Below are 13,126 nucleotides of genomic sequence, written 5' to 3'. Positions count from 1 at the left end.
GAAATAAAATAACTTCAACACACAACTACTAACTTCATTCAAGGTTGTTTGATTCTGAAATGGTTCAATTAAAGAATCACTCAATAATATTTTACCCAATACTCCTAAATTTAGGCCAGAATTAGGAGGATTTGAGACCGGAGAAAAATAAATATCTACCTGTCTAACCTCCCCTGTTACTTCTCGACTAATTTCGACTTTACCAAAAGGTCATTTCAGTTATCAGTTATCAGTTATCAGCACCTCCTGTAATGGGAGGCTACGAAAATACGGAATTCTCTTTTTTTATCTCCTTAAAAGGGGAAGCTATTGACCTGATTTTTTGGTCATTTAATGTTAAGTTTTTATTTGCTAGCTATATCTAGCTGTGAGGGATAGTTTTATAGCAATTATGAAAAAGAATACTAAGTACCTAAGCAAAATTAATTGTATATTTATCCTCTATTTTCTGAACGTTAAATATCTTACTATATCTAAGCTGCAACTATTTTTTATGAAAATTAAAATGCACTGGTTATTTTGTGTACATTCTTCCCTAAAAAATTTTAATTTTTGGCTAAAAAGGAGCTTTTACTATCTTACTTTACAACTTATTTATATCTATAAATTTTTTCTTCTTCCCTCTTCCTTCTTCCCTCTTCCTTCTTCTTTCCTCCATCTTCCTTCTTTAATTACCTGACAAAACAGTAAGATTTTCACCATTTTTATTAACTACATAAGTACCAGGAATTTGATAAAATTTAGCGGTATCTGTATCTAATGCCCAAGCTTTAACATTAATATTTCCTTGAGGAAATTTATGAGTAGACAATACCTTTTGCCATCCTGACTTAAAGTATTTTTGACTATTAAATTCTTTCACCAGATAAGGTCTTGGCATTGTCATATCTGCCACAGCAGAAACAATAGATTCACCTTGAGAATTATCATAACTTAAAACAATGGCATCTACAGGTAAACCCGTATCAGTAAATATTGCCCAACCAGTCCCTAGTAAATTATTCTCACCAATGAATTCTAGCTTCTCAAAAATACCTTCTACTTCTCTCTCATTATTAGTATCTACAAGGTCTTGAATGCGATTAGTTTTAATTAAAGCAGGGTGTAAAAAACCCATTTCTGTTAAGTAACGCGCCCGTTGTCTATGAGATTCAAAGTAGTAATAATCAATCAAATTTTGGCAGTTATCGTGAGTAAAATTAATGAGTAATAAACATCCTTTATATTTCAAGTAATTCTGTCGCCATGATTTCATCTTTTCTATACTGTAGGTAAAATTATGTATTTGCAGAACAGTTATTATGCCGAGAAACCAGCAAATAATTTTTGAGAATAGGCTTCTATTAATTAACAAGTATTCTTTTTTTATCCAATCCTCTCCCACAATAATTGTTAAATGAATTATGGAGATAATGAGATAAGTGGAAAAGGTTGTATATCTTGAGGAAAGTGCTTGTTCTATACCAAATGAAACTCTACCAACGGATGTAACTAAGGCACTAATAACTGTATATGAACCGAGCATAATCCAACCAATGGTTTGAGACCGAATTTGATAGTCTTTAATCTGCCATAGTACATAAGAAGACAAACAAATAAATAGGGTAATAATTATGGAACCAAGAATAATTGAATTATTGAGAGGTTGTATACTGCTACCTATACCAAGAGCAGTACCTATAAATGCTAGAAAATATTGAAATATTTGATCTGGATATTGAATAGATTCTACTGGATTAGGATGAGATAATGGCTTTTGATAATCGTAAAAATATAAGGCTATATTTGCGATAAATCCAATTATCCAGAGGATATATAATTTGATATTTTTTCGTATATCTGAGCAAGATTTTAGTTTGGCTAAAGCTAAAACTGGTAAGACAATTACCCAGGCTAATAAACCATTAGCATAAGAAAAAGTGCTGATGGTTGCCAAGAACATACAAATTAAAAATTTTGCTGTATTATTCAGTTGAGAATAAGCAATTAATATAGAGGTAGTAATACAGACAATGGGAATAAAAACAACTATTTGAATACCCCATAACCAATTTTCATATTGCACTGCAGAAAAAATAAAAATATTAGATACTAATGCTATGGTCAGACTTTTGATTGGGGAAGCATTAATTGTTAATTGGTTTAAAAGATAAATATTTACAGCAACTATACAGGCAAGTAAAAATATGACTAAAATTTCATATCTAATATTCCATTTTGTCAAAAATGCTAAGGAGATAAAAATTAGTCTGGGGAAAAATTTTCTGCTTTCATTATGCTGTGCCATTAAATCGTTGAAAGACAAAGTTCCTACATTAACTTTTTCAAAGACAGCAGCAATTTGCCATTGGTCTTGAATCGGTACATTCAAACTATACTTAAGAATAAGAATTCCTAGAACTATAGCTGGAATTATCGCCAAACATAAATTTATTCCTAAAACTAATTTAGAATGAGTACGTTGCATATTTATCAAAAAAAAGGGAACAGTTCAATAATTGATAATGGATAATTAATAATTACCTCTCCCTAAAAGGAAGAGGATTGAATAAAAGGAAAATTTTTTCTCTCTTGGTCAATTGGATATGGCTATGTTCCCTCAGCATCCCATCCTTCGGGGAGCTGCGCTAACTACCGCTTGTTTCTCTTTTAAAGGAGAGACTTTAAACCTTAATTATTCGGTAACAGGGAATAGGGAATAGGGAATGGAGAATGGAGAAAAATTATACTCAAATTTAATTTTCCAAATTGCCAAGTCTAAACCTCCCCTATAGCGCTTATCTATATAGATAGAAAAAGTTAATTTAGAGAGATATTTTTAAACTGGTGTTATATTAACATTTTAGCGATCGCTAATCTAGATTAATTGTATTTAATCCAGTCAAAACATTCCATATTTATCAAAAAAGGGGATAGAGAATAGTGAATGGGGAATGGGAAATTTTATACTCAAATTTAATTTTCCAGATTGCCAAATTCAAACCTCCCATATCGCGCTTATCTATCTAGAAAAAGTTAATTTATAGGTATTTTTTTTACTGGTGTTATATTAACATATTAGCGATCGCTAATCTAGATTAACTGTACTTAATCCAATCAAAACATTCATCCTAGAAAATTTAATTTTAATAATGAAAAAAAATTTTTCTATCCTCCGTCAAACAGCAATTATATCTTTAATAACTTTTGGCTTAACAGAAGTCACATTCAGAATTTATCACAAAATTAATCCATCTTTTATGTTCTACGACCCCTCATCTTATAATCGTTGGCGTGGGAAACCATTATCTACAGATTATGACTTCCAATTAAATTCTCGGGGATTTAAAGATGTAGAATTTAGCAAACAAAAAGCAGAAGGTACATACAGAATTTTGGGTATAGGTGATTCTTTTGCTTATGGAGGTATTCCCTACAAACATAATTTTCTAACTCTATTGGAGTCAAAACTTAATCAAGATAGTCAGCAGCCAATAGAATTAATTAATATGGGTATAATTGCTATTGGGCCGAAAGATTATTTATCCCTATTAGTCAATGAAGGATTAGAATTAAATCCTGATATGGTATTGTTATCTTTTTACGTCGGAAATGACTTTTCTGATAACTATAAATCACAACAAGACCGGAGATTACTTAAAGTTCAAGATTCTTACGTTTTCTCATTTTTTGATTTCCTAATTAAGGTGAATAGTAAGTTTGAAGGTAATCTTTATCATCATAATATAGAGTATCGAGAAGATTTACCTACTGTACCGGATGACTTTCATCTGGAAGAGGCAAAAAAGAGGAGTTATATTTTTCTCAAAAATCCTGAAGAAACTGAATTTCAAGAACATTTTAATGATGCTTTGGGCGACTTATTAAAAATCAAAGAAATCTGCGATCGCAGAAATATTACTTTAGTCGTAGTCTTTATGCCTGATGAAGTACAAGTTATCAAAGAATTAAGAGATAAAGTAGTTGCTAGTTACAATTTTACTCCTGACAAATTGGACTTTCGACAGCCTAACAAATTATTATCTCAAGCTCTTGTCGAAAATAATATATATTATCTTGACATTGTTGAAGAATTTGTGACTGCGGGGACTCAAATTCCTCTCTACAAACCTAACGATATTCATTGGAATATTGCTGGTAATAGATTAGCTGCTGAAGTAATAGATAAGTATCTCTCTGAAGAATTTTTTCAGTAGATATAGCAATTCGCCCATTGGTTGTGAAATTTTTGATAATAGACATCTCCAAAAATCAAAAATAAAATCAATTATTATCCATAAATTATCAATTACTTCTCCCTGTTCCCTGTTCCCTATTGCCTCTTTTCTGGAGAGGTCTAATAGTTAATTTGAACTGAAAACATGAGTAAATTCTGACTCCTGACTCCTAAGTGCCATCAAAATATTACAACCCAAATAAGGTTAGGATTGCTATATTTATCTATTATTTGATTTATTTTTACTATCTACCGATTGATTTTGATTTGGAGCAAGTGTATTAAAGATTGAATTAGCTATATATTCAGACAAAATCTTTTCTCCAGCTTTCGTGTAATGACAGCAACTATCAATATAAACTATCTCTTTGGCATTATCTAAAATATTTACACCATTGAAAATATTCACACCATTTTGTTTCAAATCATCTATCTTACTTAAAAGCACTGGATACCCCAATTCTGTTGCTTCTTTAAAAGGAGTATCAGAATCAAAAGCAATTTTCTTTTCTGCTTCACTGTAAATTCTATTGGTAGGGTAATATTGATTTGGCTGTAGAATATGAAAATATAAAATATTATTATTAGCAGCAATTTGCTTGATCATTATGGAGGCTTTTTTCCAATGTTCTGCCATAGTCTCATATAATTCTGATTTTTCTAGTTGAGGAGATTGTGCATAGAAATAAACGATACTAGCTTCAGTTTCTCCCGCAGCTTGTTGAGCTGCTTTTTTTCTTTCTTTATCAAATATTTTGACATTTTTACGATAGGTCGTTGCTAGATTTTGTACATAAATTGATGTCAAGGCATAACAGTAAGCTACTTGACACTTATCTAAAGTTTCTAAAGCATCTTTCAATTTATCTTTACTGTCGTTAATTTTTAACATTGCTCTAATAGATTTTGTCGAGAGACTATTATTAGCTATGTTGGTTAACGGCACAACATGATTGGTACTTGGCATCATAATATCAATATTATTTTTATTGTTTGCTTTTGCCAAAATTACCTCATTAAACCCATCTATATTGATGAGCATATCAAATTCTTGACCGATGGAGAGAAAGTAGTTTAATAGTATTAATTGTTGCGGTTGTTTATAGCCTCCTGTGGCAAAAGACAAGATAATAAATTCCTTATCTTTAAGTTCTGGAACTTGCTTTAATTTATTGACCAAAATTTGATTCTGAATTTCATATATTGAATAGTTAGAGGCAACTGAACCACCAAAAACTCCGATTATATATTGATTATCACTCTTTTTTTGATAGGGATAATCATAAGGAGAAATAAAACCAGCAGCATTGTATTTAAACCCTTCTCGAAAATCTGGTCCTGGTTTTTGAACATAGCCAAAGTAAGGATGCAGTCTTTCTATTACAGAATCTTCTAACCTAATTCCTGCTAAATTTATTCCCATCATATTGGTATTGACATTAGCATTATTATTTTCATTTTCTGCTTGATTTTCTTGTTCTTCCTCTTGATTGGTTTTTGCCACCTTTTCTCTCGTGTAGAAAAATTGCTTATACCTGATAAAATACCAAGCCAAAGAACCTAATTCCAAAAAGATAAATAGCAAAATTATGTTAATCAAAATAATTTTCCATAGTTCTTTGGAATCTTTGAACATACCCAGTTTTTTCATAGTCATTTTATAGAAGATATATTTAGAGATCGATACAGTTCAGTTAAGGACTTTTTGAAGAAGGAAGAAGGAAGAGGGAAAAAGGAAGAAAGAAAGTAGATAAGTAGTAAGCATTCAGCAGTCAGCTATCAGCTTTATTACCTTTATATCAAATTGAAATGAAGCTGCATAGAATAATATTTCAAGCATAATTGACTACAGAAAGGAGTAGATAGAAATAGATCGATTTAATGAATTTCATAATTCTATGCAACCTCATATAAAACTGGTATTCGTGGACAATTTAAGCTCGTTGTTTTTGTGCTTCAATTCTTTGTTTAAAAATGTAGTAGAAGTTAAGCAAATGCTTGCTTCATTCGTTAAAAAGCTGATAGCTGAATGCTAATAGCTGTTTGCGCAGCATTCCGCAGGAAATGCTTACGATAAGTCTATAGATAGATACAGTTCAGTTAAGGATTTTTTTTGGCAATTCTGTAATCTCAAAAGCTTATCTAATGGTTCCATATCTTATGAATTTTGATCTTATAGCATTTCTGAAAAACTTTTCTACATTTTCTTGAGTAGGGGACTCACCCCTAACCCCTCTCCCAGGAGGGGGAGTAGTAGTTGTATGTAACGTCCGTATAGGGAGAATTAAACACAAGAATAATAAACATTAACTTGGCTAAAATTAGCAAAAAAGTGATTCAGATATTTTTAATTACTTAATAACTGAAATTTTACCTAAGTATAGCATTACTTTATCCTGTTGATTTATAGATAGATTTTTTTCGGTATCAGGTATCATTTGAATTTTACACCAGTCATTCCGTCGACCACTTTTTATCATCTTAAAAGGGGAGGCTATTGACCATAATTTTCGGTCAAAATATCAAGTCTTATTGTTGATAAAATAATAATCTGACTAATGTTTCAGTTATCCAATAAATTCTCTGATGGTTAATTTTAATTATTATACCATTTTGAAAAAAGAATGTTACGAATAGTAAGTGTGATTAAAAGGCTTTACAGGAAATGTCCCTTTGACAGAAAAGAGAATTTATGACCTAAAAACTGGTATTGAAACCATTCATTCTGACTCCTGACTTCCCCTCCACCGGAGGGGTTAGGGGTGGGTTTACTTCTAAGAAGTACCCTCGCTATTTGTAGCAACCATTTACCAATTTGGTATTATAAATTTTAATTTTGGCGTTGCTGATTTGATGTATGAAATTCAACTATAGCAATTTCCAAGAAGCGTGAGGTACGCGCATTCCTTGGTTTTAAGGAACAGGAAACAGAAGACAAATAAAGATAGGTGTATCTCATTAGGCTAAGAAACGCTATAAGTAGGTAGACAAAATTATTTGTATATAAATTTATTTGGCATCCTTTTATGACTCTACGACAGAGCAATCAAAAATGTACAATTAATTCTGTCTAGGTACTTAGTGGTAAATTTTCACCCAAAACAATAGTGGCAAATTATACCTATTTTTAACTCTAAAGTCACTGAAAAACTCCTTTCTACCTACTGACTCCTGAATCCTAACTCCTGACTCCTAACTTCTGTGAAATCATACATTTCGCACAAATAATTTGACATTATTTCCCCTACCAATTTATGACCTTCTATATTCCAATGACCTCCACAAGGTTCAGCATTATCAAATCCATATAAACACTTGCCTGTTTTTTGCGCTTCATCTACTAATGGTCCAGATAAAATATAAACCGGAATATTTTCTTGTTTGCCAAACGCTTCTATTCTCCGGTCTGGATAATATAAATCTGATAAATTATGAGAATTTTTAAATTTTTCACGGTGTTCTAAACTGGGATGCACCTGATGAGAATCACTAACTGCTATTAACATAAAATCTCTATTCTTTTCATAGACTTCATCCCTCATTAACCTAATTAAATCTTCCGTTACTTTCCAAGCTTTATCCCAGTCAGAATTTGATTCAGGTTCTCGATAAAAAGAAACAATAGTTTTGCCATAATCATTTAAAAATTGACGTGGTTTAGCATCCATATCAACTTTTCTAATTAACTGTAAAATCCGAAAATTTCTCACTAACCAAATTGGTAATATATCAACCATTGAAAAAACATAACGACCTCTTGACCAAGGTTTCATTGTCTGGAATGACATATCTAACTCTAACTGACCATTTTTATAGACAAAATAAGGTCTGAGATGGTCGTGGTCTAGAGGACGATAATTATTACGGAGGTCATTACCAGCATAAAAAGCTAATATGACTAAATCTGGTGCATAATCCCAAACATGATGCCTTAAAGTCATTAATTCTTGAGCTGTTCCATAACCCTGTACACCAAAATTCATTACCTCAACTTTCCGGTCTTTTAATACAGGACACTGTTGTAATCTTTGCTCTATAATTGCACCATAAGTATCCTCCAATTTGACATGAATTGCTTCTGTAAAAGAATCTCCTAATAAAGCTATTCTTAATCCATTTTCAGGTTGAGTTTTACTACGTTCATAATCACGAAACCCTCCACTATTCATTTTTAATTCTGAAGGTATACCTTCTCCTGTCCAAAATGCTGTAGCATTAGGATTTCCTGCCCAACCTCGATTTGGATCTTTAGTAGTATATAGAGATTTATTTTCTGATTTTTCATCTGTTCTAGGTGGTGGGGGATGTGCAATTCCTAATATTCTTAATCCTACTTCTCCCACTATCACAGCAAATATAAATGTAACTATTGTTATTCCTATATTTACTGCTAAATTTTGTCGCTTTTTCATTTTCTCTACTTATATGAAATACTAAAATTTTTGCTACAAATACTTAGGGTTTGCGCATGGAAAGTCTTTTTGCTGGGGTAGGAGACAGGAGACAGAAGAAATGGGAATGAGCGAGGAGGTAGGAGTAAGAATTGTAATACCAAATTCAAAAAAGGCAGTTACATCTTAATTTGTGATTTATTCATAAAAGAAAAAATTATAAATTCCATAAATTCTAAAATTTCCACCTTTTTTCCTCTTTAATATTTATGTTTTTCTTTCCCTGTTCCCTGTTCTCTGTTCCCTGTTTCGTCACGCTTTGCAATATTTTATGAAATTGGTATAAGAGTGATTTTTCTGCCCAACTATGTGCCTAAAATACGCTCCATGCATGAGCGTTTTAGACGTGATACCATGCACTTTTTAAAGGCCCCAAAAAGGCACTTGTCTTTATATGTCAATGCTTTTAGATTTAATCAGCAGAGTAATAATTAGACTGTTTACAAGAGGACCGAGTCATACCATTTCTCTATTTCTCTATGAAGTTCCATTTAATATAAAGATGAGAATAGTCAGCTTAATCAGGTCTGAGCAACAATTATTAAGTTTATTGTTTACAGAGAAATGGTATCAGTAGACACCTCCTCCACGCATAGGGAGTAGGAAGCAGGGAGCAGGGAGAAAGAATTGATGAATAAGAGTGGAATAATTGATTTTATTTTTTATTATTGGGGATGTTTAGTAGGAATAGTCTATATATCATTTAGTTAGAGTCAAATCCTGTTTTTATTCAAATCGACATTTCTAGGTAAAGTCTTTTAAGCAGGGAAATTATTCATAGTATTCTTTTTGATATTTCATATTAACTAACTTTCAATTTTAAGCCAGATAATACAGCAGAAGGAAGAAGGACTGAAGTTGGAAAAATCTAACGTTGTCTGAGCTTTAATCTTTTGGTATCTCAGTTTCCTTTCCTTCAAAGTAAGCATTCACCTATTAACAGTTAGCTCTGATATTTTTAATAAATGAAGCAAGCATTCGCTTAAGCTATACTACATTTTCAACCAGAGAATTGAAGCACAAGAACGACGAGTTTTAGTTGTCAACTAAAGGTAATGAAGCTGATAGCTGACCGCTGTTTGCGCAGCATTTCGCAGGAAATGTTTACCCTTCAACTGTTATATTACTCTAATTTTTATCTTGATTCTCCATTACATTTTTGATGGAATTAGCAACAAACCTTTCTAAAATTGTGTCTCCAACAAAATTATAGTGGCAGCAAGCATCTCGATAAACTACTTCTTTTTCTTCATCAAAAATATTCACACCATTAAATATATTTACGTTGGCTTTTCGTAAGTTATTAATTTTAGAAAATAACATTGGGTAACCTTTTTTTACTCCTATTGAATAAGGATTTCCTTCAATAATTAGAACTTTTTCTGCCGGGCTAAAAACTCTTTCAGTCGGATAATATTGATTAGGTTGAATAAAATGAAAATACCATTTATTTCTCTCGGCTAAAATCTGATTCATTGTTAGTGATGATTCATACCAATTTTCTGCTATCTTCTCAAAAGCTACCTCATATTCTAATACTTCAGGCATCTTCTTCAAATGTACTAGACTGTCACTATCAAGGTTTTGAGAATTTCGAGCTATCTGTCGATCATATTTAATAATCTCTTTTTGATAGCTTTCTAATAATCCTTTGACTTGCAAACTTCTCAAACTATGGCACGAAGCTAGTTGACAACTTTCTAACTTATTAATAGCAGTTGATAAATTCTGTTTCAGTTCGCTAATTTTAACAATTGCTTTCATTACAGACAAATCATCACTAGCTAACCTTGTTAAAGGTAAAATATGTTGTATGCTTGGTAGAGTTAATTCTATTTTTGCTTGATTATTTTGATGAGATAGAGCTACTTCATTAAAACCATCTATATTGATGACCATATCAAATTCTTGGCCGATAGAAAGAAAATAATTTAAAATCAATAATTGCTGTGGTTGTTTATAACCTCCCCCCGAAAAACATAGGATGATTATTTCTTTATCTACTAACTCAGGTATACTTTTTAAGTTATTGATAAATTCTTCATTACCTCTGGATTGATTAATGTTCAGACCAACGGCAAAATTATTCGCAACTGAACCGCCAAAAATACCAATAATAAATTGATTCTTATTACTTTTAACAAAAGGATAATTGTACTGAGAGACAAAACCATAATTATTAATTCTTATTCCCGACTCTTCATGGGTAAAACTTCCTGCTTTTAGCACATAGCCAAAAAACGGATGTATTCGCTCTAATATTGATTCATTATCTAAATTTGCACCCAGTCTAGTTCCAGTTTTTTCCAGGTCTTCTCTTACTTTGGAAATAGTACTTTCTCTCGTATAAAATAGTCGATTTTCCTGAAAATAATAAAAACCTAATGATACAATCTCTAATCCTATAAATCCTAAAACTAAGTTAATCGTAACTAGACTGAATCCTGTTTTGATTCCCTGCATCCATTTAAAATTTTTCATGGCATTGCTGAATTTTTATTTACCAAATAATTAAGGTTTATAGCAGAAGGAAGAAGAAAGAAGGAAGAAGGAAGAAGGCAGAAGGCAGAAGGCAGAAGGCAGAAGGAAAAATATTGCTTTGTCTGAGTTTTCAGCTTTTGATATGTCTTCACTTTTCCTTCCACTGCTATAAATCTTCTTACTTAAAGAAGAAATCCTATTCGCCAATCCCATCCATTTTCAAGAGAGAGCCAAAAATAATTTTTAATTATTAATTACAGCATATTCGGAGATCGATTTGGTACGGCCAACGGTAAAGATTTTTTGTTTGTTTCCTATTCTGTCTCCCCATCTTTCTTACTACCTATTCCCTAAAACCATAAACATAAGTACTTCGTGTCTGTAGAAAAATGCTATATTAATTTTTAAACTTACTGAAACTTTTTTCGATTACCAATAAAATTTTTTTTTCCAGCAAGTATTTTAATTTATGAAAAGCCAAAAAAAAGAATTATTTTGAGAAACAAAGTGCTTTGGTATAAAGCATCCTTAACAAATTCCTTGAAGAAGGCAGCTATTGCAGGATGGCGGAAATAACTGACCAGTTACAAAATCCTAAAACAATTACAAATCAAAAATGATTGACTGTCAGATGTGCGTCCTACATTCTGGAGGCGATCTGTGCTGTTTGCCCAGCATTGCGTAGGAAAGGCAGAAGGCAGAAGCTCTAATTACATCGGTATTCAAACCCAAACAATTTTAAGCATTCTGTAGACGGTGGGGTATTAAACCCACAAAAGAAAAGATAAATAAATTTATACCAATTCACTTTAAGGATGTCACAAATAGCTTCATTCCTTTAAGTGTCAAATAATTGCCTGAAACTACTGTATTGTCAAAATTTTTAGCCTATTAAATCTAACTTTTGACTTCTGACTTCCGTGAAACGATATTAGAGGGTTTCCCTTTTACCTTCTTTGCTTAATCGAGTAGTATATTGTTCACACAAATAATTTCCCATTATTTCCCCGACAAATTTATGACCTGCTATATTCCAATGACCTCCACAAGGAACCGCATTATCAAAACCATGCAAACATTTACCAGTTTTTTTCGCTTCCTCCCAAATAGGTCCGGCTAAATTATACACTGGCATATTTTCTTCCTTACCAAAATTTTTTAATCTGATATCTGGATAGAATAAATTTGGCACATTCAAAGATTTTCTAAATCCATCACGCTTTTGAATATCCGGTAAAACTTGATAAGAGTCACTGACTGTTATTAGCATAAAATCTACCCCTCGATCGTATACTTCATCTCTCATTAGTTTAATTAAACCTTCAGTGACTTTCCAAGTTTCTTCCCAATCCGAATTTGATTGTGGTTCCTTGTAAAAAGCTAGATTAATTTCACTATAATCTTTTTCAAACTGACGGCGTTTAGCATCAATATCTACCTTTCTAATTAGTTGTAAAATCCGAGAATTTTGCACAGACCAAAATGGCAATGAATCTACTATAGAAAAGTTATAACGGTCTCTCTCCCAAAAATTTAAATCGCGGAATGACATATCTTCAACAAGTTGACCATCTTTGTAAACAAAATAAGGTCTGAGATGATCGTGTTCTAAAGCGCGATAATTATTGCGGAGGTCATTACCAGCATAAAAAGCTAATATTACTAAATCTGGTACATAATCCCAAACATGATGTCTTAAAGTCATTAATTCTTGAGCTGTTCCATAACCCTGTACACCAAAATTCATTACCTCAACTTTCCGGTCTTTTAATACAGGACACTGTTGTAATCTTTGCTCTATAATTGCACCATAAGTATCCTCCAATTTGACATGAATTGCTTCTGTAAAAGAATCTCCTAATAAAGCTATTCTTAATCCATTTTCAGGTTGAGTTTTACTACGTTCATAATCACGAAACCCTCCACTATTCATTTTTAATTCTGAAGGTATACCTTCTCCTGTCCAAAATGCTGTAGC

The 13,126-nt window shown here is 32.0% G+C and carries 6 protein-coding genes; 1 reads left to right on the top strand and 5 read right to left on the bottom strand.

What is annotated here, in order from left to right:
* Positions 1–667: 667 nt before the first annotated feature.
* Positions 668–2,467, bottom strand: coding sequence for a hypothetical protein (locus F6K27_RS14225; RefSeq protein ID WP_287276753.1), 1,800 nt, complete (start codon positions 2,465–2,467; stop codon positions 668–670).
* 664 nt (positions 2,468–3,131) lie between these two features.
* Between F6K27_RS14225 and F6K27_RS14220 the strand changes: the two genes are divergently transcribed.
* Positions 3,132–4,196 (top strand): hypothetical protein, encoded by a 1,065-nt coding sequence (locus F6K27_RS14220; protein ID WP_287276752.1) that lies wholly within the window; start codon positions 3,132–3,134, stop codon positions 4,194–4,196.
* 240 nt (positions 4,197–4,436) lie between these two features.
* Here F6K27_RS14220 and F6K27_RS14215 read toward each other — a convergent pair whose 3' ends face one another.
* The 4 genes from F6K27_RS14215 to F6K27_RS14200 form a co-directional block, all read right to left on the bottom strand.
* A complete protein-coding gene (locus F6K27_RS14215) occupies positions 4,437–5,852 on the bottom strand; it encodes a hypothetical protein (RefSeq protein WP_375339683.1) in 1,416 nt (471 codons plus the stop codon).
* A 1,525-nt stretch (positions 5,853–7,377) separates the two neighbouring features.
* The gene (locus tag F6K27_RS14210; RefSeq protein WP_287276751.1) at positions 7,378–8,628 is read right to left on the bottom strand and encodes an SGNH/GDSL hydrolase family protein; all 1,251 of its coding nucleotides are present in this window, start codon (positions 8,626–8,628) and stop codon (positions 7,378–7,380) included.
* A 1,167-nt stretch (positions 8,629–9,795) separates the two neighbouring features.
* Complete coding sequence (locus tag F6K27_RS14205) at positions 9,796–11,148, bottom strand: hypothetical protein (protein ID WP_124146023.1); 1,353 nt, start codon at positions 11,146–11,148, stop codon at positions 9,796–9,798.
* Between the two features lie 931 nt (positions 11,149–12,079).
* A partial coding sequence (locus F6K27_RS14200; RefSeq protein WP_287276749.1) for an SGNH/GDSL hydrolase family protein occupies positions 12,080–13,126 on the bottom strand: 1,047 nt, incomplete at its 5' end.

Origin of the sequence: Okeania sp. SIO2F5 (assembly GCF_010692685.1) — a bacterium.
Classification (GTDB): domain Bacteria; phylum Cyanobacteriota; class Cyanobacteriia; order Cyanobacteriales; family Microcoleaceae; genus Okeania; species Okeania hirsuta.
This window is presented reverse-complemented; position numbering and strand designations above follow the sequence as displayed.